Source organism: Acuticoccus sp. MNP-M23 (assembly GCF_031195445.1).
Taxonomy (GTDB): Bacteria; Pseudomonadota; Alphaproteobacteria; order Rhizobiales; family Amorphaceae; genus Acuticoccus.
The window spans coordinates 534,977-557,069 of the sequence record NZ_CP133480.1; the positions used below are offsets into that span (position 1 = coordinate 534,977).

Annotated in this window: 24 protein-coding genes and 1 other RNA gene; 15 read left to right on the plus strand and 10 right to left on the minus strand. The window is 65.4% G+C overall.

All coding sequences use genetic code 11. The features are described from left to right. Positions 1 to 55 precede the first annotated feature (55 nt). The 10 genes from RDV64_RS02495 to RDV64_RS02540 all read left to right on the plus strand — a co-directional run bounded on the left by RDV64_RS02495 (position 56) and on the right by RDV64_RS02540 (position 10,002). On the plus strand, positions 56 to 610 hold the full coding sequence (locus RDV64_RS02495) for a F0F1 ATP synthase subunit delta (RefSeq protein WP_309197708.1): 555 nt from the start codon (positions 56 to 58) through the stop codon (positions 608 to 610). Then, complete coding sequence (gene atpA / locus RDV64_RS02500) at positions 611 to 2,164, plus strand: F0F1 ATP synthase subunit alpha (RefSeq protein ID WP_309197709.1); 1,554 nt, start codon at positions 611 to 613, stop codon at positions 2,162 to 2,164. A gap of 21 nt (positions 2,165 to 2,185) precedes the next feature. Further along, positions 2,186 to 3,097: a F0F1 ATP synthase subunit gamma gene (locus RDV64_RS02505; protein WP_309197710.1), complete on the plus strand. Its 912-nt coding sequence runs from the start codon at positions 2,186 to 2,188 to the stop codon at positions 3,095 to 3,097. A gap of 219 nt (positions 3,098 to 3,316) precedes the next feature. Next, positions 3,317 to 4,324, plus strand: a complete 1,008-nt coding sequence (locus RDV64_RS02510) for a KpsF/GutQ family sugar-phosphate isomerase (protein WP_309197712.1) — start codon at positions 3,317 to 3,319, stop codon at positions 4,322 to 4,324. A gap of 4 nt (positions 4,325 to 4,328) precedes the next feature. Then, a complete protein-coding gene (kdsA, locus tag RDV64_RS02515; RefSeq protein ID WP_309197713.1) occupies positions 4,329 to 5,174 on the plus strand; it encodes a 3-deoxy-8-phosphooctulonate synthase in 846 nt (281 codons plus the stop codon). Positions 5,175 to 5,268: 94 nt separating this feature from the next. Next, positions 5,269 to 6,657 carry an FAD-binding oxidoreductase gene (locus RDV64_RS02520; protein WP_309197714.1) on the plus strand — a complete coding sequence of 463 codons (1,389 nt, stop codon included), beginning with the start codon at positions 5,269 to 5,271 and terminating at the stop codon, positions 6,655 to 6,657. Beyond that, positions 6,657 to 7,244: an NAD(P)H-dependent oxidoreductase gene (locus RDV64_RS02525; protein ID WP_309197715.1), complete on the plus strand. Its 588-nt coding sequence runs from the start codon at positions 6,657 to 6,659 to the stop codon at positions 7,242 to 7,244. The genes RDV64_RS02520 and RDV64_RS02525 overlap by 1 nt, the downstream gene beginning before the upstream one ends. Positions 7,245 to 7,344: 100 nt before the next feature. Then, positions 7,345 to 7,842, plus strand: a complete 498-nt coding sequence (locus tag RDV64_RS02530) for a MarR family transcriptional regulator (RefSeq protein ID WP_309197716.1) — start codon at positions 7,345 to 7,347, stop codon at positions 7,840 to 7,842. Between the two features lie 36 nt (positions 7,843 to 7,878). After that, positions 7,879 to 8,760 carry a DMT family transporter gene (locus RDV64_RS02535; RefSeq protein WP_309197717.1) on the plus strand — a complete coding sequence of 294 codons (882 nt, stop codon included), beginning with the start codon at positions 7,879 to 7,881 and terminating at the stop codon, positions 8,758 to 8,760. Positions 8,761 to 8,820: 60 nt separating this feature from the next. Then, the gene (locus tag RDV64_RS02540) at positions 8,821 to 10,002 is read left to right on the plus strand and encodes a pyridoxal phosphate-dependent aminotransferase (RefSeq protein ID WP_309197718.1); all 1,182 of its coding nucleotides are present in this window, start codon (positions 8,821 to 8,823) and stop codon (positions 10,000 to 10,002) included. A 58-nt stretch (positions 10,003 to 10,060) separates the two neighbouring features. Here the strand turns inward: RDV64_RS02540 and RDV64_RS02545 are convergent, their stop codons facing one another. The 8 genes from RDV64_RS02545 to RDV64_RS02580 form a co-directional block, all read right to left on the minus strand. After that, positions 10,061 to 10,507, minus strand: a complete 447-nt coding sequence (locus RDV64_RS02545) for a secondary thiamine-phosphate synthase enzyme YjbQ (protein ID WP_309197719.1) — start codon at positions 10,505 to 10,507, stop codon at positions 10,061 to 10,063. A 49-nt stretch (positions 10,508 to 10,556) separates the two neighbouring features. After that, positions 10,557 to 11,060 (minus strand): hypothetical protein, encoded by a 504-nt coding sequence (locus RDV64_RS02550; protein ID WP_309197720.1) that lies wholly within the window; start codon positions 11,058 to 11,060, stop codon positions 10,557 to 10,559. A gap of 63 nt (positions 11,061 to 11,123) precedes the next feature. Continuing rightward, positions 11,124 to 12,605, minus strand: a complete 1,482-nt coding sequence (locus RDV64_RS02555; RefSeq protein WP_309197721.1) for a Do family serine endopeptidase — start codon at positions 12,603 to 12,605, stop codon at positions 11,124 to 11,126. A gap of 97 nt (positions 12,606 to 12,702) precedes the next feature. Then, positions 12,703 to 12,888: a DUF2065 domain-containing protein gene (locus tag RDV64_RS02560; RefSeq protein WP_309197722.1), complete on the minus strand. Its 186-nt coding sequence runs from the start codon at positions 12,886 to 12,888 to the stop codon at positions 12,703 to 12,705. Further along, positions 12,885 to 14,378, minus strand: a complete 1,494-nt coding sequence (locus RDV64_RS02565; protein WP_309197723.1) for a protease modulator HflC — start codon at positions 14,376 to 14,378, stop codon at positions 12,885 to 12,887. The genes RDV64_RS02560 and RDV64_RS02565 overlap by 4 nt, the downstream gene beginning before the upstream one ends. Continuing rightward, on the minus strand, positions 14,378 to 15,589 hold the full coding sequence (gene hflK, locus RDV64_RS02570) for an FtsH protease activity modulator HflK (RefSeq protein ID WP_309197724.1): 1,212 nt from the start codon (positions 15,587 to 15,589) through the stop codon (positions 14,378 to 14,380). The genes RDV64_RS02565 and hflK overlap by 1 nt, the downstream gene beginning before the upstream one ends. A gap of 134 nt (positions 15,590 to 15,723) precedes the next feature. Beyond that, complete coding sequence (locus RDV64_RS02575) at positions 15,724 to 16,218, minus strand: dihydrofolate reductase (RefSeq protein WP_309197725.1); 495 nt, start codon at positions 16,216 to 16,218, stop codon at positions 15,724 to 15,726. Further along, positions 16,208 to 16,999 carry a thymidylate synthase gene (locus RDV64_RS02580; RefSeq protein WP_309197726.1) on the minus strand — a complete coding sequence of 264 codons (792 nt, stop codon included), beginning with the start codon at positions 16,997 to 16,999 and terminating at the stop codon, positions 16,208 to 16,210. The genes RDV64_RS02575 and RDV64_RS02580 overlap by 11 nt, the downstream gene beginning before the upstream one ends. A gap of 141 nt (positions 17,000 to 17,140) precedes the next feature. On the opposite strand from RDV64_RS02580, the gene ssrA reads away from it, so the two are divergent. The 4 genes from ssrA (at position 17,141) to RDV64_RS02600 (ending at position 19,728) form a co-directional block, all read left to right on the plus strand. Beyond that, positions 17,141 to 17,504: a transfer-messenger RNA gene (ssrA, locus tag RDV64_RS02585) on the plus strand. A gap of 263 nt (positions 17,505 to 17,767) precedes the next feature. After that, a complete protein-coding gene (locus RDV64_RS02590; protein ID WP_309197727.1) occupies positions 17,768 to 18,313 on the plus strand; it encodes a ClpXP protease specificity-enhancing factor SspB in 546 nt (181 codons plus the stop codon). Beyond that, positions 18,313 to 18,771, plus strand: coding sequence for a methylglyoxal synthase (locus RDV64_RS02595; protein ID WP_309197728.1), 459 nt, complete (start codon positions 18,313 to 18,315; stop codon positions 18,769 to 18,771). The genes RDV64_RS02590 and RDV64_RS02595 overlap by 1 nt, the downstream gene beginning before the upstream one ends. A 141-nt stretch (positions 18,772 to 18,912) precedes the next feature. Then, positions 18,913 to 19,728, plus strand: coding sequence for an MBL fold metallo-hydrolase (locus tag RDV64_RS02600; protein WP_309197729.1), 816 nt, complete (start codon positions 18,913 to 18,915; stop codon positions 19,726 to 19,728). Between the two features lie 16 nt (positions 19,729 to 19,744). Here RDV64_RS02600 and RDV64_RS02605 read toward each other — a convergent pair whose 3' ends face one another. Together RDV64_RS02605 and RDV64_RS02610 are read right to left on the minus strand one after the other, a co-directional pair. Next, positions 19,745 to 20,347 carry a flavin reductase family protein gene (locus tag RDV64_RS02605; RefSeq protein ID WP_309197730.1) on the minus strand — a complete coding sequence of 201 codons (603 nt, stop codon included), beginning with the start codon at positions 20,345 to 20,347 and terminating at the stop codon, positions 19,745 to 19,747. 10 nt (positions 20,348 to 20,357) lie between these two features. Next, the gene (locus tag RDV64_RS02610; protein ID WP_309197732.1) at positions 20,358 to 20,936 is read right to left on the minus strand and encodes a nitroreductase; all 579 of its coding nucleotides are present in this window, start codon (positions 20,934 to 20,936) and stop codon (positions 20,358 to 20,360) included. Between the two features lie 306 nt (positions 20,937 to 21,242). Here RDV64_RS02610 and RDV64_RS02615 point away from each other — a divergent pair, with 306 nt between their 5' ends. Further along, a complete protein-coding gene (locus RDV64_RS02615) occupies positions 21,243 to 22,076 on the plus strand; it encodes a hypothetical protein (RefSeq protein ID WP_309197733.1) in 834 nt (277 codons plus the stop codon). Positions 22,077 to 22,093: the final 17 nt, after the last annotated feature.

The following is a 22,093-nucleotide window of genomic DNA, read 5'->3' on the forward strand; positions in this document are numbered from 1 at the left end:
TCGCCCGCCCGAAACGTGAGGCCGCCGCGCCGCCCTTGCAGAAAGACGATACGCTTTGGCCAGACCGACCACTTCAGGCGTTGAATTGCGCTACGGCTCCGCCCTGTTCGAACTCGCACGCGATGCGAATTCGATCGAGAGCGTGGAGACGGACGTCAATTCATTGCGCAAAATGCTCGACGAGAGTGCAGACCTCGCCCGCCTCATCAAGAGCCCGCTGTTCTCGGCGGACGTTCAGGGCAAGGCCCTGTCCGCCATCATGGACAAGGCCGAGATCACCGGGCTGACGGCCAATTTCGTCAAGCTCGTCGCCAAGAATCGCCGCATCTTCGCCCTGCCGGGCATGCTGAAGGCATTTGGCGAGCTGCTCGCAGACCACCGCGGCGAGACCATCGCCGTCATCACCTCCGCGGAGGCCCTGAGCGAAAGCCAGGTGACCGCGTTGAAGGAAGCGCTGGCCGAGAAGGCCGGCGGAACAATCAAGCTCGAGACCCACGTGGACCCGGCCCTCATCGGCGGTCTTATCGTGCGCTTGGGAAGCCAGATGATCGACACCAGCGTTCGGACCCGTTTGCAGGGTCTGCGCGCCGCCATGAAGGAAGCCGCATAAATGGACGTCCGCGCCGCCGAAATCTCGGCCATCCTGAAAGACCAGATCAAGAATTTCGGCCACGAGGTCGAAGTTTCCGAAGTCGGGCAGGTGCTGTCGATCGGCGACGGCATCGCCCGCGTCTACGGCCTCGACAATGTCCAGGCGGGTGAGCTGGTCGAATTTCCCAACGGCATTCAGGGCATGGCGCTGAACCTCGAAACCGACAATGTCGGCGTCGTGGTGTTCGGCGATGACCGTGACATCAAAGAAGGCGACACCGTCAAGCGGACCGGCACCATCGTCGACGCGCCCGTCGGCATGGAGCTGCTCGGCCGCGTGGTCGACGCCCTCGGCAACCCGATCGACGGCAAGGGCCCGATCAACGCCACCGAGCGCCGCCGCGTCGACGTGAAGGCCCCCGGCATCATCCCGCGCAAATCGGTCCATGAGCCGATGGCAACGGGCCTGAAGGCCATCGACGCACTGATCCCGGTCGGCCGCGGCCAGCGCGAGCTGATCATCGGCGACCGCCAGACCGGCAAGACCGCGATCATCCTCGACACCTTCCTCAACCAGAAGCCCGCGCACGACGCCAAGGACGCAAGCCAGCAGCTCTACTGCGTCTACGTCGCCATCGGTCAGAAGCGCTCCACCGTCGCGCAGTTCGTGAAGGTGCTGGAAGAATCCGGCGCCCTCCCCTACTCCATCGTGATCGCGGCCACCGCATCCGACCCCGCGCCGATGCAGTTCCTGGCGCCGTTCACCGGCTGTGCCATGGGCGAGTATTTCCGCGACAACGGCATGCACGCCGTGATCGGCTATGACGACCTTTCCAAGCAGGCCGTCGCCTACCGCCAGATGTCGCTTCTCCTGCGCCGTCCTCCCGGCCGCGAAGCCTACCCCGGCGACGTGTTCTACCTCCACTCCCGCCTGCTCGAGCGTGCGGCTAAGATGGGCGACGAGGCCGGCAACGGTTCGCTCACCGCACTGCCGATCATCGAGACGCAGGGCAACGACGTGTCGGCGTTCATTCCGACCAACGTCATCTCCATCACCGACGGTCAGATCTTCCTTGAGACCGACCTCTTCTACCAGGGCGTTCGCCCGGCGGTGAACGTTGGTCTGTCCGTGTCCCGCGTGGGTTCGTCGGCGCAGATCAAGGCGATGAAGCAGGTTGCCGGCCCGATTAAGGGCGAGCTTGCGCAGTACCGCGAAATGGCGGCATTCGCGCAGTTCGGCTCGGACCTCGACGCCACCACCCAGCGGCTCCTCGCCCGCGGTGCGCGCCTGACCGAACTCCTGAAGCAGCCGCAGTTCTCCCCGCTCACCACGCCCGAGCAGGTTGCGGTGATCTTCGCCGGCGTGAACGGCTACCTGGACAACGTGCCGGTCGACAAGATCAACGAGTACGAGGCGGGCCTCCTGCGCCTGATGCGCTCCCAGAACCGCGATATTCTGGATGGCATCGGCAAGGAAAAGCAGCTGACCAACGATCTGCGCGAGCGCCTGACGGCGGCCGTGGAAGGCTACACCAAGACCTTCGTGACGGAGGAGCCCAAGAAGGCCGCGTAAGCGCGCTTTCTGGCAAATCACATGGCATCACTGAAGGATCTCAAGAACCGCATCGCCTCCGTGAAGGCGACGCAGAAGATCACCAAGGCGATGCAGCTCGTCGCCGCGGCGAAGCTGCGCCGTGCGCAGGACGCCGCCGAGGCGTCCCGCCCCTACGCCGAGCGGATGGCCCACGTTCTGGCCAACCTCGCTGCCTCCACGGTGAACGACCCCGACGCGCCCCTCCTTCTGACGGGGCGCGGCGAAGACAAGGTGCACCTCCTGGTGGTGTGCACCGCCGACCGCGGCCTTTGCGGTGGCTTCAACACGTCCATCGTCCGCAAGGCGGTGCAGGATGCACTGAAGCTGCAGGCCGAGGGCAAGACGGTTCGCTTCCTGTGCGTCGGGCGCAAGGGCTACGATGTTCTGCGCCGCGCGTATCGCGACCAGATCATCGGTCTGATCGAATTCCGCAACGTGCGCCGCATCGGCTATCCGCAGGCGCAGGAAGTGGGCGAGAAGATCGTCGGCCTGTTCGAAACCGCCGATTTTGATGTCGCGACGCTGTACTATGCCGAGTTCAAGTCGGTCATCAGCCAGAAGCCGACCGCGCTTCAGCTGATCCCGGCGGCACCGGCCGCGACCGTCGAAGGCACCGAAGAAGACGACAAGGCGCCTGACGACGCAGCCACCGGCCCCGCCGTTTACGAATACGAGCCGGAGCCTGCGGAAATCCTCGACGTTCTGGTGCCCAAGAACATCACGGTGCAGATCTTCCGTGCGCTGCTCGAAAATGCAGCCTCCGAGCAGGGCGCGCGGATGACCGCGATGGACAACGCCACCCGCAACGCCGGCGAAATGATCGACAAGCTGTCGATGCAGTACAACCGGACGCGCCAGGCGCAGATCACCAAGGAGCTGATCGAGATCATCTCCGGTGCCGAAGCGCTCTAGCAGGACGGCAACAGCCACAGTCAAACGATTGCGCGCGGCCTTCGGGTCGCGCGTTTTCGTTTGTGCCCCTCGCGCGGCTCGGCTTGAATAGGGCGTTGATTGCGGCGTGCTTTGCGCGCAGAAGAGCGGGGATTGCGTAGAACCGCCGCCCGGCCGCGTTGCCCGCCCCGGCGCCATGGCACAGGCTCGCGCACCGCGTTTGCGTTGGAGATGGATCTCATGAAGACGACGGAGCTGGTGCGGCCGAACCTCACCACCCTGCTCGACGAAACCGCCGCGACGCAGGAACAGGCCATCGGCGCCATCCGCCGCGCCCTCGCCGGCACGCTCGGCAAACGCTTCGACGATGCCATTGCGCTGATCACCGATGCCGCCGCAGAAGCGCCCCGCCCCGCGCGCCGCCGGGTGATCGTCAGCGGCCTCGGCAAATCCGGCCACATCGGCCGCAAGATTGCCGCGACCCTCGCCTCCACCGGCACGCCGGCGCACTTCGTTCATGCCGCCGAAGCCAGCCATGGCGACCTTGGCATGGTGACGCCGCAGGACGTGATCCTGCTCCTGTCCAATTCCGGCGAAACCGCCGAGCTGCGCGACATCCTCACCTACGCCAAGCGCTTCGCAATCCCCCTGATCGCCATCACCGGCAACGCCAAATCCACCCTCGCCCGCGTTGCCAGCGTTGCGCTGGTCTACCCCAAGGTGCGCGAGGCGTGTCCGCTTCAGCTGGCGCCCACCACCTCCACCATGCAGCAGCTGGTCTTGGGCGACATGCTCGCCATCGGCCTGATGAGCGACGCCGAATTTTCCGCTACCGACTTTGGCCTCTACCACCCCGGCGGCAAGCTGGGTGCCCAGCTCGCTCGCGTCGATTCCATCATGCACAAGGCGAACGCCCTGCCGCTGGTGGAGCACGACGCGCCCATGGGCGAGGCGCTGATCGAGATGAGTTCCAAGGCGTTCGGCTGCGTCGGCGTGATGAAGAACGGCGCGCTGATCGGCATCGTCACCGACGGTGACCTCCGCCGCCACATGTCCGCCGGCCTGATCACCGCCACCACCGCCGGCGTGATGACGCCGAACCCCGCGACCATCGAGGGCGGAATGCTCGCCGTCGAGGCTCTGGCGGAGATGAACGCCAAGGCGATCACCAGCCTCTTCGTCACCAAGGACCAGCGCCCCGTGGGTATTGTCCATGTGCACGATCTTCTGCGCTACGGCGTGCGCTGACGCCATGCCCGGACCCAACGCCGCCGTCCGCCTCGGCACCATCACCTTTTCCAACACCGGCCCGCTGACGCTGATTGCCGGCCCCTGCCAGATGGAAAGCCGCGACCATGCGTTCGACATGGCCGGCGCGCTCACCGAGCTGACCCGCGAGCTCGGCATCGGCTTCGTCTACAAGTCCAGCTTCGACAAGGCGAACCGCACCTCGCTGTCCGGAAAGCGCGGCATGGGCCTCGACAAGGCGCTGCCGGTGTTCGCGGACGTGCGCAAGGAATTCGGCGTCCCGGTGCTGACCGACGTCCACACCGCCGAACAGTGCGCGAGCGTTGCCGAGGTCTGCGATATCCTCCAGATCCCCGCCTTCCTCTGCCGCCAGACCGACCTTCTGATTGCCGCCGCCAGAACGGGCCGCGTGGTCAACGTGAAGAAGGGGCAGTTTCTGGCCCCCTGGGACATGAAGAACGTCCTCTCCAAGATCACCGAGAGCGGCAATTCCAACGTGCTTCTGACTGAGCGCGGTGCCTCCTTCGGCTACAACACGCTGGTGTCCGACATGCGGTCCCTGCCGATCATGGCCGCCATGGGCGCGCCCGTGGTGTTCGACGCCACGCATTCGGTACAGCAGCCGGGCGGCCTTGGCGGCTCGTCGGGTGGTGACCGCCGCTTCGTGCCGCCGCTTGCCCGCGCAGCGGTGGCCGTCGGTGTTGCGGCGGTCTTCGTCGAGACCCATCAGGATCCGGACAACGCGCCGTCGGATGGTCCCAACATGGTCCCGCTGCCGGACATGCGGCACCTCCTGCAAACATTGATGGCCCTTGATGCCGTTGCCAAGGGTGCCGGCAATCCGGCTTGAGTTCCACAGGGTGCCGCGCGGTCTGGAACTTGCAGACACGATCGCCCGGCCGCCCCGCTTTTCCCCGATGGCCACCTATTGAGGCCCCAGCGCCATGAACCTTGACGCCCTGAAGTCCGATCTTGCCGGTGTCGCGCTGGAGGACAATCCGCGGATCGTCCAGCAGAAAAGCCGGGACTTCTACTGGTACTCCCCCGTGCTGAAGCGCCAGCTCGAAAACGTGACGGCCGACCTCGTGGCCGCACCCACCAGCGAAGACGAGCTTCTGTTCATCCTCGGTGCCTGCTTCCGCAACAACGTGCCGGTGACCGTGCGTGGCTCGGGCACCGGCAACTACGGCCAGGCCATGCCGCTGGCCGGCGGTCTCGTCCTCGATCTGGCGCGCATGAACAAGGTGAAGCACATCGGCCAGGGCTATGTTGTGGCCGAACCCGGTGCCATCCTTGCCGACATCGACAATGAAACGCGGGCCAGCGGGCAGGAGCTGCGGCTTTCGCCGTCCACCTACCACACGGCCTCCATCGGCGGTTTCGTTGCCGGCGGCTCCGGCGGCGTCGGCTCCATCCGCTGGGGCGGGTTGCGCGATACCGGCAACATCATCCGCCTGCGCATTGCGGCAATGGATGGCTCGGCCCCCTCTGTGATCGACCTCAGCGGCGCAGACCTTGCCAAGGCGAGCCACGCCTACGGCACCACCGGTGTCATCACCGAAGTGGAGATGCCGCTTGCCCCCGCCTACGACTGGGTGGACATGCTGGTCTCCTTCCCTACCCTGCGCGGCGCCGCCACCTGCGCCGAGCAGCTTGCCGGGGCCGACGGTCTGCTCCTGAAAAACCTCTCCGTGGTCGACATGTGGGTCACGCCGTATTTTCGCCGCCATGCGCCCTATGTGCGGGACGGCGAGGCGTTGATGATGGTCATGGCCGCTCCCTTTGCCGCGAGCGACGTGGCGCACATGGCCCGCCGCGCGGGCGGCACCCTCACCATGCGCAGCGACCAGCTTGCCGAGGATGTCCGGCGCACCCTCCCCGCCGCATTCGAGCTTGGCTGGAACCACACCACCTTGCGGGCGCTGCGCGTGGACCCGGCCATCACCTACCTGCAATCGCTCTATCCCCAGCCCTCCATCGCCGACAAGGTCATCAAACTTGCCGAACGCTTTGGCGAGGAGATGCCCACGCATCTGGAATTCGTCCGCTTCGACGGTGCGGTCGGCTGCTTCGGGCTGCCCCTGGTGCGCTACACCACCGAAGAGCGGCTGGAGGAGATCATCCGGATCCACGAGGACGAGGGCTGCCCGATCTTCAACCCGCACCGCTATACGCTGGAGGAAGGCGGCATGAAGCAGACCGACGAAGTGCAGCTCGCCTTCAAGCGCCGGGCCGACCCCAAGGGTCTCCTCAACCCCGGCAAGATGGTCGCCTGGGACAACCCGTCCTACGACTACGGCAAACCCTACCTGTTCCCGACATTGTCCGCCTGATGAAAGTCCTTCTCGTCTACTGCAATCCCAATCCTGAGAGCTTCACCGCGCACCTGCGCGACCGCGCTCTGGCCGCGCTTGATGCCCGCGGCGCCGAGGTGCGCGTGCGCGACCTTTACGGCGACGGCTTCGAGCCCGTGATGGACCGTGCCGAGCGCGCCGGCTACCACACGGAAGGCGAGAACGAGCGCCCCGTGGCCGGAGAGCTGGCGGACCTCAGATGGTGCGATACGCTGATTTTCGTCTACCCCACCTGGTGGTTCGGCCTGCCCGCGATGCTGAAGGGCTGGCTCGACCGGGTGCTCGTCCCCCACGCTACCTTTTCCATGCCCTCCGAAGAGGCGCCGATCAGCGGCCAGCTCGCCAATATCCGGACGCTCGCCATCGTCACCAGCTGCGGTGCGCGCTGGCTCCAGTCCAAATTCATCGGCGAGCCCGGCCGCCGCACGATCCTGCGCGGGATGCGCTTCATCTGCCATCCGCGCTGCAAGACGCGCTACGCCGCGATCTACAAGATCGACACGTCGACGCATGAACAGCGCACCGCCTATGCGCAGCACGTCGAGCGGCTGGTCGGCAAGCTCTAGAACCCTTGCGGGTTGAGTTTCAGGGGCCTATGCACCCGAAAGGGTTTCGACCTGTCCTGCGGCGCATCGCGCCGTTCGATGGGCACTCCGTGAGGTGCCGATGCCGTTCCAATACTCCAAGACCACAATTTATCGTCTGACGCAGGCCGCCAAGGCCCAGCGGTCCCGGTTTGGAACGCGTCTTTCGGGAATAGGGCTCCACCCCGGCCAGGAAGGCGTCCTCAAGGCGCTGACGGTGCAGGACGGCATGACCATGAGCGAGCTTGCCGCGGAGCTTGGCGTCCAGCCCCCCACCGTCACCAAGATGGTGACGCGCCTTGCGGCCTACGGCTTCGTGATGCGGCAGACCTCGCCCGACGACGGCCGCCTGTCCCGCGTCCATCTCACCGAACCCGGCCGGGCGCTGATCGGCGACATCGACAAGATCTGCAAGCGGCTTGAGAAAGAGGCGCTCGAAGGCTTCGACGAGAAGGACCGCAAGCGCTTCCGCAAATATCTGCGCAAGGTGGAAAAGAACCTGCTCAAGGCCGGCGGCGCCCCCATCGGCCCCGACAGTGACGACGACGAAGACGACACCGCCGAAGACGCGACCACCTGAGTGCCGATAGCGCCGCAATTTTCAGACAGCGGGACCTTGCGCGCGATCCTTCTGATGATGGTCGCGGCGGGAATGTTCGCCTGCCTCGATGCCACCGCCAAATTCCTAGGCGAGGCGCAGCTTCTTTCCATCGACATCGTGTGGCTGCGCTATTCCACCCACGTCATCCTCCTCGGCATCTTCCTGCGCGTGTGGTCTCATTTCGAGGCATTCCGCACCCGTCGTCCGTGGATGCAGCTTCTGCGCGGACTTCATCTTCTCGGCGCCACTTACTTCAATTTCTGGGCGCTGAAATATCTCCAGCTCGCCGAAGCCAGTGCCATCATGTTCTGTTCGCCGCTGATCGTGACCGCCCTTGCCGGACCGATCCTCGGCGAAAAGGTCGGCATCCGGCGCTGGGCGGCCGTCGGCGTCGGCTTCGTGGGTGTGCTGATCGTCACCCGGCCCGGCATGGGCGTGATGCACTGGGCCATCATCCTGTCGCTCATTTCGGTGTTCAACTATGCGATGTACGCGCTCCTGACCCGCAAGATGAACAAGACCGAATCGGCTGAAAGCCTCCTCATGATGTCCGCGCTGGTGGGCGTCTTCGTCCTCTCCCCGGTCGCCTACAGCGCCGTTTCGAGCCTCACCACACCCAAGCTCTGGACACTGGCATTCATGATGGGCCTGTTCGGCGCGGTGGGGCACTACGCGCTCGTTGTCGCGCACCGGACGGCCGGCGCCTCCACACTGGCGCCGTTCATCTACACGCAGATGGTGTGGATGATCCTGTTCGGCTTCCTCATCTTCGGCGACGTGCCGGACACGCTGACCATTGTGGGCACCGCCATCATCGCTGGCGCCGGCCTTTACATCCTCCACCGCGAGCGGGTGCGCGGGCAGGTGATCGCCTCCCACGAACCCGAGGTGCAGTAGCGCAAGCCTCTGGCCGCGGCCTCGCGCGTACGGTAAACCGCCGCACCGGAGGAGACCTTGATGCTGACAACAATTTCGGGCTTTGACCGCATCGGCGAGGAAAATGCATTCGCCGTGCTTGCAAAAGCCAATGCGCTCGCCGCCGGGGGGATGGACGTCATCAACCTTGGCATTGGCCAGCCGGATTTCCCGACCCCGCCGCACATTGTCGAAGCCGCCGTGAAGGCGCTGCGCGATGGCCACCACGGCTATACGCCTGCCCCCGGCATTCCGGCGCTGCGCGAAGCGGTTGCGGCCGACATGACCATGCGCACCGGCGTCGACACCTCGCCCGACAACATCCTCATCGTGCCAGGCGGCAAGGTGACCATGTACATGGCCATCGGCATGTTCGGCGAACCCGGCGTCGAGATCCTTTACCCCGACCCCGGATTCCCGATCTATCGCTCGATGATCGAGTTCACCGGCGCCACCCCGGTGCCGCTGCCGATCCGCGAGGAAAACGGTTTCGCCTTTTCCCCGGCCGATGTTGCGGAGCGGATCACCGAGAAGACGCGGCTGGTGATCATCAACTCGCCGGCAAACCCCACCGGCGGTGTCAGCACCCCAGACGATGTGCGGGCGCTGGCCAGGATCCTCGAAGTGCACCCCAACGTGGCGGTGATGTCCGACGAGATCTACAGCCGGATGACGTATGATGGCCAGGAGCACCTTTCACTGGGCTCGTTTCCGGAACTGCGCGACCGGCTGATCCTGCTGGACGGCTTTTCGAAGACCTACGCGATGACGGGCTGGCGGCTCGGCTGGTCGCTCTGGCCTGATGCGTTGTTCGACAAGGCGCGCAAGCTGGCGGTGAATGCGTGGTCCTGCGTCAACGCGCCGGCACAATATGCAGGCATTGCGGCACTGACCGGACCGCAGGATGCGGCAGACGACATGGTGAGCGCCTTCGACGACCGGCGCAAAGCCGTGACGGCTGCGCTCGGCGCCCTGCCGGGGGTGACATGCGCAGTGCCCAAGGGGGCGTTCTACGCGTTCCCCAACATCAGCGCCACGGGCTGGAAGGCGAAGCCCCTCGCCGACGCGCTTCTGGCGGAAACCGGCGTTGCGCTGATTGGCGGGCCGGATTTCGGGACGCTGGGCGAGGGCTATGTGCGCCTGTCCTACGCCGCCGCCAAGGACCGCATTCTGGAAGGCGTTGGCCGGATGGGTGATTTTCTGGCAAGCAATCCGCCGCGATGAAGAATGGCTGGCGCCACGGCGCCAGCGCCTCTCTCCTTTGCGCAAAGGCGGCTCGGCTCTAGCCGACGAAGGCCAGCTCGACCTCGCGCGCCCGGCCCCGGGCCCGGTGCTCGATGAGATAGATCCCCTGCCAGGTGCCCAGAGACATCCCGCCCTCGGCACAGGGGATGGCAAGGCTGACGTCGCACAGCATCCCCTTGATGTGGCCGGGCATGTCGTCGGCGCCTTCATCGTTGTGGCGGTAGCCGGCATTTGGCGGCGCGAGCGTCGCAAGGCTGTCCAGAAGGTCGGCCTGCACGTCGTCGTCGGCATTTTCCTGGATGGTGAGCGACGCCGTGGTGTGCCGCACGAACGCCGTGAGAAGGCCTGCCCCCGCGCCGATCTCATGCAGCCAGCTGCGTACATCGCGGGTGATGTCGGTAAAGCCGGGGCCGCGTGTCGGCACCGTCAGCCGGCCGCGGACAACGCGCGCAACGGGCGTGTCCGACAGGGTCTCGACCGCCATCAGCAAGGCCCGCTGGCGGCGGCGTTGATGATTGTCTTGCCGGCGGCAATCACCGGCCGGTCTCCTCGTCTTCATTCAGCGACTTTACGAGGTCGCGGAAGCGGCGGAATGCATAATCGGTCACGTCGATCGCCTCTTTCAGGTCGCGGCGGCGGGTGTTGCCCGACCCCGCGTCCACCGCGACGGGATCAACGTCATCCACCAGCGCCTTGATCATGCCGAGGCGCTGCTTGAGCACTTCGACCTCGGCTTTCAGCGCCTGGTTCTCGGCAAGCATCTCGCCGGATGCCGGGAAGCCCCGCTCGCCTTCGGGCGCTTCACGCCGCACCACCGTGCGGCAGGTGAACATCGGCTGGGACTGGGCGCAGAGCTGGACCTCGCCGGTCGTCCGGTCGAGCCGCAGGATGTCCTCGCCTACGCGCTCGATCTGGAACCGATCGTCCGGGTTTGCACCGGGTCCGGTATCGGCCGGCGACGTCTGTGCCTGGGCGATGGATGCCGCGCCGACGCACAAGGCGCAGGCTGCGGCGATGGTCGCGAATTTCCGGGTCATGGGGTTCCTCCTCGTCTTCAGGACCAACGGCCCGAAGCGCGATCGGGTTCGCCGGGCCGGATATCAGTCTTCCAGCCGAAGGGCCGTGAAGCGCAGGTCGCCCTCGTTGTTGGACAGCGTCAGGAGTGCGGTCTTGCGGCCATCCTCCTTGAGCTTGGCAATGCGCGCCTCGATGTCCTGCGGCGTTTTCACTTCGCGCTGGCCAACTTCGAGGATGATGTCGCCTGGCACGATCCGCTTGTCGGCTGCCCGGCCGTCCGCTTCGACGGCGGTGACCACCACGCCTTCGATATCCTTCTCGATCTCGAATGTGGAGCGCTGGGTTTCCGACAATGCCTTCAACTCCATGCCCAGAAGGGTAAGGCCCACCTCGGTGTCGGCGGCGGGCTCCTCGGCCTCGTCATCGACCGCAAGGGCAGCGCGGGCTTCGCTTTCCTCCAGCTGGCCGACATCGACGGCAAGCTCCACGGACTTGCCTTCACGCAGCACCGTGACGGCAACCCGCTTGCCGATGGCGGTGTTGGCGACAATGCGCGGCAGCTCACGCATGGAATCCACTTCCTTGCCATCGAACAGCGTCACCACGTCGCCGGCCTGCATGCCGCCTGATGCGGCCGGCCCGTCATCCTCCACGCCCGCGATCAGCGCGCCGGTGGGTTCGTCCATGCCCAGATTGTCGGCAATGTCGTCGCTCACTTCCTGGATGCGCACGCCGAGCCAGCCGCGCCGCGTCTCGCCATATTCGAGAAGCTGGGTGATGACGGCGGTGGCGATCTCGGAGGGGATGGCAAAGCCGATGCCGATGGAGCCGCCGCTGGGGGAAATGATGGCAGTGTTGATGCCGACGACGTTGCCGTCCATGTCGAACAGCGGACCGCCCGAGTTGCCACGGTTGATGGCGGCATCGGTCTGCAGGAAGTCGTCGTAGGGGCCGCTTTGCAGGTTGCGGTTGCGGGCGGAGATGATGCCCACCGTCACCGTGCCGCCAAGGCCGAACGGGTTGCCGATGGCCATCACCCAGTCGCCGACGCGCATGTCGTCGGATGCGGCGAAGTCCAGCGGTTTCAGCGGATCTTCGGGTGTGACGCGCAGGACCGCCAGGTCCGTCTTCGGATCGCGGCCGACGATTTCGGCTTCGAGCTTGCGGCCGTCGGCGAAGTTCACGATCACCTCGTCCGCGTCCTTGATGACGTGGTTGTTGGTGATCACGACGCCATCGGCGGAGATGACGAAGCCGGAGCCCAGCGACTGGACGCGGCGCGGGTCGGGGCTGCCTTCGTCACGGTCGAAGAAATCGTCGAAGAATTCCTGGAAGGGGGTGTCTTCGCCCTCTTCTGAATCGGTGGACGGGGCTGCGGGGCGCCGCCCTTCCACGCGCTGCGAGGTGGAAATGTTGACCACCGAATCGAGCAAACCCTCGGCAAGGTCTGCCACGGAGCGAGGGCCAACCTCCTGAGCGTGCGTGGGTGCCGGCACGGTCGCCGACAGGAGCAACAGGCCAACCGCAGCAGCCGCGGTCGCCACGTTTTTCATGGGTGACGTCATTGAACCCCCCTATGCTCGAACCCGGGCCAGCATACCCGCTATTTGAAATATTTGCGTCAGAGTCAGGTCACGCAGACAGCCCGAGGTCAGATACGGGTCAGCCTCGTGCAAGCCAGACGATAACAACGCCGGCGGCAAGCGCAACGACGCCGCCCACACGCATCGTGTCGAGCGGCGTGTCCATCATCCGCGCCATAAGATCGCGCATGGTCTTCGGAAAGAGCGCGTAAATCGTGCCCTCGACGGCGAGCACGAGGCCCGCCGCCAAGAAAATTTCATTCATTCGGTCTTCTGCTCGGGCCGGACGATGGTCACGTTGCCGCGCTGCGTCTCGTTGACGCCTGCGGTTGCCGCAGCGGGCGCAGGGGCCGCAGCACCCGAACCGGTATCGGCATTCACGTCAGCGTTGGCAGCACTGTTTGCGGCAGGCAGCGGTGCCGGGTCTGCGTTGGCCACCGCTTCGGCGGTGCTCTCCTCGGCCGGCGTGGTGGCGCCGGACGCGTCGGCACCCTCCTGCGGCGCCACATCGCTATCGGATGCAGCATCGTTCGCCGGTTCGGTTGCCGGCGCGGTTGCGGCGGCTTCCGACGACGGGGTCACCGTGGTCTCGGGCGCCGCTGCGCCTTCACCGGCCGGTGCAGGCTCGTCATTGCCAAGGTCCACTTCGAGCGCGGCCTCAAGACCGGCCTGCGCTGCGGCCTTCGCCTCTTCGACAACCGCATCGAGGTTGGCCTGGGCCTCCGCAACGCTTTCGGCGGCCGTGGCCTTCGTCACCTCATCGGCCGGGCGGACGATCGGCGCATCCGTCTGCGTTGCGGTCAGGTCAGGCGCCGGAAGGTTGGCGTCGCCGGTCTGCTCGCGCGAGGCGAGACCGTCGGCACGCTCGCCGGCGGCACGGGCCGTGCGGGAAAGGCCCGCCGGATCGTTGAAGTAGCGGAAGAAGTCCGCATCCGGCGACAGGACGAGGCGGGTGTCCTGAGCTGCCAGCGATTCCACGTAGGCCTGCATCGCGCGATAGAACGCGAAGAATTGCGGGTCCTGCGTGTAGGCCTCGGCGAAGATCGCGTTCTTGCGACCGTCACCCTGACCACGGACCTGCTCGGCCTCCCGCTGGGCTTCGGCGCGCAGCACCGTTGCCGTCCGGTCGGCCGCCGCACGGACACGCTGCGAGGCTTCACGGCCCTGCGCGCGGATCTGTGTGGCTTCCTGCTCGCGTTCGGTCTGCATCCGCTGGAAAATGGCTTCGGAGTTGGCTTCCGGCAGATCGGCGCGCCGGATCTTCACGTCCACCACTTCCACGCCGATGTCCCGCGCACGGGCCGCCACGTCCTGCTGGATGCGGCTCATCAGCTCCGGCCGGTCATCGCGAACGATGTCCTGGAAGGTCGCATCGGCGAGCACGGCACGCAGCGAGGACTGGGCGTACGTGGACAGGCGCGACGCACCTTCGTTCACGTTGTTCACCGTCTGGTAGAAGCGCACCGGATTGGCGATCTGGTAGCGCATGAACGCGTCCACCACGAGGCGCTTCTGGTCCGCCGCAATGATTTCCTGCGCCGGGACGTTGAGGTCCAGCACCCGCTTGTCGAGGTAGCGCACGTCCTGCACGAACGGGATCTTGGCGTTGATGCCCGGATCGCGCACGGCCTGGCGCACTTCACCGAACTGCAGGACCAGCGCCTGCTGGGTCGGGTTGATGATGAAGAAGGAGTTGAGCGCGGCGACCACGACGGCCGCCAGGATCACGAGAAAGGCGATGAGGCCGACGCGCATTATCGGGCTCCCTGGGTCTGGTTGGCCGCAGGCCGGGCTTCGTTCAGCCGGTCAAGCGGAAGGTAGGGGACGACGCCGGAGCCGTTGCCGCTCTGGTCGATGATGATCTTGTCGGTGCCGGCCAGAACGCGCTCCATGGTTTCAAGATAGATCCGCTGCCGGGTGACTTCCGGCGCCTTGCGGTACTCTTCGTAGACCGAGAGGAAACGGTCCGCCTCACCGGTTGCCTCGGCGACGACCTGGTCGCGGTAGGCGCTGGCGTTTTCCACGATCCGGGCGGCTTCACCGCGGGCCTGCGGAACGATGTCGTTGGCGTAGGCATCCGCTTCGTTCTGAAAGCGCTCCTGGTCCGCGCGGGCTGTCTGCACGTCACGGAACGCGCCGATGACGGCCTGCGGGGGGTCGACCTTCTGGGTCTGCACCTGGCTGACTTCGATGCCGGCGCCGTAGCTGTCCAGCGTCTCCTGCATGAGCGCCTGAACGTCCTGCTCGATCTGCTGCCGCTCCTGGGTCAGGATCGGCTGAATGTTCTTCTGGCCGACCACTTCACGCATCGCGCTCTCGGCGACCTGCTTCACGGTACCGGCCGGATCTTCCACGTTGAAGAGATAGTTGGCGGGGTCGGAAATGCGCCACTGGACCTTGAAGTCCACGTCGACGATGTTCTCGTCGCCGGTCAGCATCAGGCTTTCCTGCGGCACGTCCCCGCCGCGTCCCTCACCGGTCGAGCCGATGTTGACTTCGCGGATACGCAGCACGTCCGGCGTGTAGACCTCACCGAACGGGTACGGCCAGTTGTAGTTCAGGCCCGGCTGCGTGGTGCTCTGGTATTTGCCGAGCACCAGCTCGACGCCGAGTTCGCCGGGGCCGACGCGGTAGAAGCCGGTGAGGCCATAGACCACGGCCGCCGCGATGATCGCGAGCAGCACGCCGCGTGCACCGATGGCACCAGCCGACGGGCCACCACCGCCGCCGCCCGCGCCGTTGCCGCCACCGCCCTTGCGGGGCAGCACGCGCTTCAGCTTGTCCTGGCTGCGGCGCAGCAGATCCTCAAGATCGGGCGAACCCTGATCGTTGCCACCACGCTGGGGTCCTTGCCCCCATGGGTTGGGCTTGTTCGGGCCGTTGCTGTTGCCGCCGCCGCCCCATGGGCCGTCACCGCCGCCCCATGGTCCGCCGCCTTTACCGCCCGACTGGTTGTTCCAGGGCATTCCCGCTCCCCTCAAAGTCCGAAATCTATCGCGCTACGCACAATCTCGTTTGTGCACATAGGCACCCGCTGTCGGAGCGCAAACGCGGCCAAACGCGCAAGGCGCATATAGGCCGACGCAGCGCAATGTTTCAATCAGCGACAGGCCTTCAGGCGCCGAAAGGTCATGTAGGTGAAGTTGTGGTCATCATTCGGACCGCGAACGCCCGGTCGTTCTTCGGCCAGCGCGAACGCGGCTTCGTCGATATCGGGGAAGCGCGTGTCCCCCTCCGGTGCGGCATGAACGCGGGTGAGATGAATGGTGTCCGCCAGCGCCATCCCTTCGGTGTAGATCCCCTCGCCGCCCGCCAGAAACACCGGGCGGCCCGCCCGCTCCACGGCTTCGGCCAGGCTTTGCGCCGTCTCCACGCCCTCCAGCGGCGCACGGGTGACCACAATGGTCCGCCGGCCGGGAAGCGGCCGGCCGATGGACTCGTGCGTGCGCCGGCCGATCACCACGGTGTGCCCGAGGGTCAGCGCCTTGAAATGCTTGAGGTCGCTGGACAGCCGCCACGGGATCTGCCCGTTTTGCCCGATCACGCCGTTTTCAGCGGCTGCGACAATCAGCGCGATGTTGGTATCAGACGGCAATGGGAGCCTTGATGGTCGGATGCGGGTCATAACCCTCGACGACGATGTGCTCTGCCTTGATGGCAAAGAGATCGCGCGGCGCGCCGTCAAGCGACAGGGTCGGCAGCGGGCGCGGTTCGCGGGTGAGCTGCAGGCGGGCCTGGTCGAGGTGGTTGAGATAAAGATGCGCGTCGCCGAGCGTGTGGACGAGGGTGCCGGGTTCCAGCCCTGTGGCGTGCGCCATCATGTGGGTGAGGATCGCATAGGACGCGATGTTGAACGGCACGCCGAGGAAAACGTCGGCGGAACGCTGGTAGACCTGGCAGGACAGTTTGCCGGCGGCCACGTGGAACTGGAAGAGAAGATGGCAGGGCGGCAGCGCCATCTTGTCGAGATCGCCGACATTCCACGCCGAGACGATGTGGCGGCGGGAAGCCGGATCGCTCTTGATCGCCTCCACCACGCGGGCGAGCTGGTCGATGGGGCCGTTCTCGGTGGGCCATGCGCGCCACTGGTGGCCGTAGATCGGACCAAGCGCGCCATCGGCATCCGCCCACTCGTCCCAGATGGTGGCACCGCGCTCACGCAGCTGGCCGGCGTTGGTCTCACCGGCGATGAACCATAGTAGCTCCGCCACCACCGATTTCAGGTGCACCTTCTTGGTGGTGACGAGCGGCAAGCCCTTCGACAGGTCGTACCTGTCCTGATGGCCGAATACGGACAGGGTGCCGACGCCGGTGCGGTCCGCCTGGCGGACGCCCTCGTCGAGGACCCGTTTTAGGAGCTGGTGATAGGCGTCCAAGGCGGCCTCCTCGCCCGTGCATCCGATCGTTTGGCCGATCGCGTCCACCGGACTGCTTGACGTTTGGACAGACCTGAGCCTGCCCGCAAGCCAACTTCAAGCCACGTTTGCGCCTGTCCAGACGATATCCCCGCCGTTTCCACCCTTCTCAAACCGCGCTCTCTCCCCTATATTCCGTTTTGCCAGCGACGGTTGGCTATGGCGATAAATGGTTAGCGCAATAAGCTCTTCGGACCCGGGGGCGGTACCCGGCGCCTCCACCCAAGCCGCGACCCACAGTGCGGGACGCGGTTTCGGCGGGGGCGAAATAGGATCGACGAGGGTGTAAAGGCTTTTCTTTCGCTCGGTATGGTACCACCGTTATCGGACCAAACCTGTAGTTGCAAATGACAACTATGCTGAGGCTCGTCTCGCTGCGTAACGCAGTGCGATAACCTTGACTAAGCCCTTTCCCTTAGCCGGGCGAGGCGGGGTTCGGAGGCACCCGGCAACAGAAGCCTCCACTTCATTCCAGCATCGCGGACCACAACCTTTGCAGGCCCATACAGCGTGCAAGTGCCGCCAGTTCCGTGCGCCGGGCACAGCGTCACGCCGGACAAACCAGCTATTTCAGTGCTCTTGCCGCGTAAACGACTTGTCACGCGGTTTGCAAAGGCCGAAAAGATCGCGACTGCTAAAAAAACACCCGTGCCGATCAATACCGCAATCATGACCCGTTGGATTGATGGGGCGGACACGCTACCTATGCCGCATTGAAGGAGGTGGATCGTGGTTGACGACCTCATCCGTTACGACGTTCTGGTGCAAGACGCCCTGCGCGGTGTCGTGCGCAAAGTGATGCGCGAGGTGGCCGACGGCGGTCTTCCCGGCGAGCATCACTTCTATATCGCGTTCGACACGACTGCGCCCGGCGTGCGCATGTCCTCCCGGCTGCGCCAGCAGCATCCGGAGGAGATGACCGTGGTGCTGCAGCACCAGTTCTGGGATCTCTCGGTCACCGAACACACGTTCGAGGTGGGGCTGTCGTTCGGCGGTGTGCCGGAACGCCTGCTGGTCCCGTTCGCATCGGTGAAAGGGTTCTTCGACCCGTCGGTGCAATTCGGTCTTCAGTTCGACCCGGCCAACAATTCGCCCGAGGCGCAGAAGCCGACGGGTCCCACAGCCGTGCCATCGCTGGCCGCAGCAGCCGTCCAGCCGCCCGCCCAGGACGACGATGCCGGCGACGCGGACGATGACGACGAAGCCGCCACGCCGCCCGCGGCCACCGAGGGGGCCGAGGTCGTCTCCCTGGACGCCTTCCGCAAAAAACCTTGATGGAGGGGCAGAAGCGCATCGGGCTGGCTGCACACGACGCCGTCAAGGTGCAGCTCGGCGCATGGGCCTTTGCCAACGAGGCGGTCCTCTCCGACCATGTTCTGACCGCGACCGGCAACACCGGCCGCGTCATCATGGAGGCCACCAACCTTGACGTGACGTGCCTGCGCGCCGGCACGCTGGGCGGCGACCTGGAGCTTGGCGCGCTGGTCGCCGACAACCAGATCGACATTCTGATCCTGTTTTCCGATCCGCTGACGGCCCAGCCGCACGATGTGGACCCCGCGCCCCTGCTGCGTATTGCCACAATCGCCCAGATTGCGGTGGCCACAACCGAAACGACGGCGGACTTCATCATCCGCTCCGAGCTTCTGAGCAAACCCTACTTCCGCCGGGCGCACGACGCATCGCAGCTGCAGCCCGCGCAGCGCAGCATCACCCAGCGCAAGCGCACCTGAGCGGCACAGCGCCGCGACGCCTGCCCGTGCAGGCGCCCCCTTGCGCCATTGCGTCACGCCCGCGTGACTTGCGATCCGCCTTGGATGGCCCGACCCTCGCATCCGAACTTTCCGTTCAACCCGGTGAGGAAGGACTGTTCGATGCACGCAACTTTCAAGGCACTGGCTCTGGCGGGGCTCGCGGTTGCGCTGTTCGCCGCGCCTGCGGCCGCACAGGTTTCCAACTGTCAGGCCATCGCAAACAACCTGCCCGGCGCCAAGATCTGGCGCGCCGCCACAGGCACCGCTGACCCCTATGCGGTGGAGATCAGCTACGTCGGCCATTCCACCTTCCGCATCGTCGCGCCCGACGGCACCACCATCGCGACCGATTATTCAGGCACCCACGGGGGCGACAAACTGCCGGACGTGGTGACCATGAACCATGCCCATTCCAGCCACTGGACCCCCAATCCCGACCCCGGCATCCCCCACGCGCTCAAGGGCTGGAACCCCGAGGGCGGCCGGGCGAACCATTTTCTGAATGTGGGCGAGGTGGTGATCCGGAACGTGCCCAGCGACATCCGCTCCTGGGGCGGCACCATCGAGGAAAGCGGCAACTCGATCTTCGTGTTCGAGATTGCGGGGTTGTGCATCGGCCACCTCGGCCACCTGCATCAGGAGCTGAACGACGCCCAGATTGCCGAGATCGGCCGGCTCGACATCGTGTTCGTCCCCATCGACGGTGGACGCACCATGCCGCATGGCGAAATGATGAGCGTCATCAGCCGGCTGCGCGCGTCGCTCGCCATCCCCATGCACTGGTTCAGCAACTACAATCTGAATGAGTTTGCCGCCCGGACCCGCGCCGACGGCCTGGCCGTCGCCATGAATCCCGGACCGACGCTGACCGTCTCGCTGAACACGCTGCCCGACATGCCGACGCTCCTGGTCATGCCGCGCGAGTTTCCGTTCTGACAACGGGCTGGGCGGCTCAGCCCTTCGGCCGCTCCATCTGGAACAGCGTGGTGGTGGCCGCATAGTCGCGGTAGCCGCAGCGGGCGATGGGCTGAAGGCGGGTGAGGTCGACCATCCCGTCCACCAGCACGCTCTCGTCGATGTGGATCATCACCACCTCGCCAAGCACCATGGTGTAACGCCCCCGCTCCCCGGCCGCGTTTTTCAGCGCGACCGTCTCCACGTAAACGCACTCCATCGCAACGGGCGTCGCGGCCACGCGGGGCGGCTTCACCAAGGTGGACGGCGCGGTTTCAAGCCCGGCAAACGCGAACTCGGACTCCCCGTGCTCCAGCGGCGCGGACGAGCGGTTCATCGCCTCGCGCAGATCGTAGGTGGCAAGGTTGCAGACGAACTCGCCCGTTGCCTCCACATTGGACAGGCTGTCCTTCGCTCCGAACGACGAAAACATAACGAGATGCGGGTGGTCGCACACCGCATTGAAGAAGCTGTAGGGCGCCAGATTGGGCCGCCCCTCGGCATCCAGCGACGAGATCCAACCGATCGGACGGGGTGCCACCAGCGCCTTGAAGGGGTCGTGCGGCAGCCCGTGGTCGTTCACGCGAGGGTCGTATTGCATTTAAGTGGCCTCAGTTTGCCGGATCGGCGGGTGGGACGAACCGCGTTGTGATGGCTTCCATGTCGGGACGGGCACGGTCGGCGGGCGCCATACCGGGCGTGCCGATGTGGATGAACCCGGCCACCCGTTCCGCCGGCTTTATGCCGATGGATGCCTTGGCCGCGTCGTCGTAGGCCATCCACTCGGTCAGCCACTGCGCCGAGAAACCATGGGCTGCCGCAGCGTGCATCAGGTTGAGGCAAACCGCCCCGGCAGACAGGATCTGTTCCCATTCTGGGATCTTGGCGTGGACTTCTGCCGTGCTGACGACGGCAACCACCAGAGGTGCCCGCGTGAAGCGAGTGAGCTCGGCCTCCCGCCTTGCAGGATTATCATCCGCATGTGCGATTGCACAAAACTGTTCCCCGGCGTACACACGCGCATCGCCTGCAAAGACGATGAACCGCCAGGGTGCCAGTTTGCCATGGTCGGGGACGCGCGCTGCGCTTTTCAGCATCGCGTCGAGCATTGCCGCATCCGGCGCCGGCTCCGTGAGCTGCACCGACGGCACCGTCCGACGCGTTGCCAAATAGTCACGCAGATTGCTCATTGCCCGATCCTTCGTTTGTAAACAGCACTTTTGGTGTCAAACTGCTGCGATCGTTGAAATACAGTGATCGCTCAGGCAATCTGAATGCGCACATGATGTGCGGCCCCGCTGTGCGTCTTTTTCGCAACAGTGTGGGGAATGACGAGGGACACGATGAACCGCTGGGCAACCTGCTTTTTCCTTTCGTGCTTCGTTGTGCCGACCGCCGCCGTGGCGGCGACGCCCATCCCCAAGCCTAAACCAATTCTGCCCGCCGGGGCCGACCCGCAGTCGGCAATCGCCCGCATGGTAAATGGCGGGAATACGATGGACGGGTCCGTTGTCGCCTACGCCCCGGCGAACGGCCCGTCGCTGGAGCCTGCCAGCGCCACCCAGTCGACGCTTTATGTGGTCGGCAAACTTGCCGACAATGGCGATCCGATCGGTGACGGCCTGGTCTGGCGCGTCTTCCGCGACTTTCCGGATGCCAATGGCGAGCTTCCGCTGGTCCACAAGGGCCGCGGCGGCGATCTGGAACTACGGGTCAAGCCGGGCCGCTACATCGTCCATGTCGCCTACGGCCGCGCTGCGGTCTCCCGCGTGGTCAACGTCAGGGGTTCTGCCACCAGCGAGACATTCGTGCTCAACGCCGGTGGCCTCCAGCTGAACGCCGAGGTGGACGGCGTGGACACCGTAGACCGCAAGAATCCCGCAAAGTTTGAAGTCTATTCGCTTCGCAATGGCGAGCGCCAGCTCGTCGGCAACGTCCGCGCCGGGGCCATTGCCCGCCTGTCGGCCGGCAACTACCACGTCATCAGCAAATACGGGAACGTCAACGCGGTTCGCACAGCGGACGTTCTGGTCGAAGCGGGGAAGCTGACCCGCGTGTCGCTCCGCCATAAGGCTGGCGAAATCAGCCTCAAGCTTGTCCGCAATACCGGCGGCGAAGCCATCGCGGACACGGCGTGGACGGTCTATAATGGCGAAGGCGAAGAAGTGTTCGAACGGGTCGGCGCCCACGCCAACGTGACCCTTGCGGCAGGCGACTATGCCGTGGTTGCCAAACACCGCGACACCGAATTCCGCCAGTCCTTCACGGTATCCTCCGGCAAGGCCTCCGCCGTGACGGTCGTTGCCAAGCAGCTTTCCTCCCCGCTCTAGGGTCTACGGGATACGCC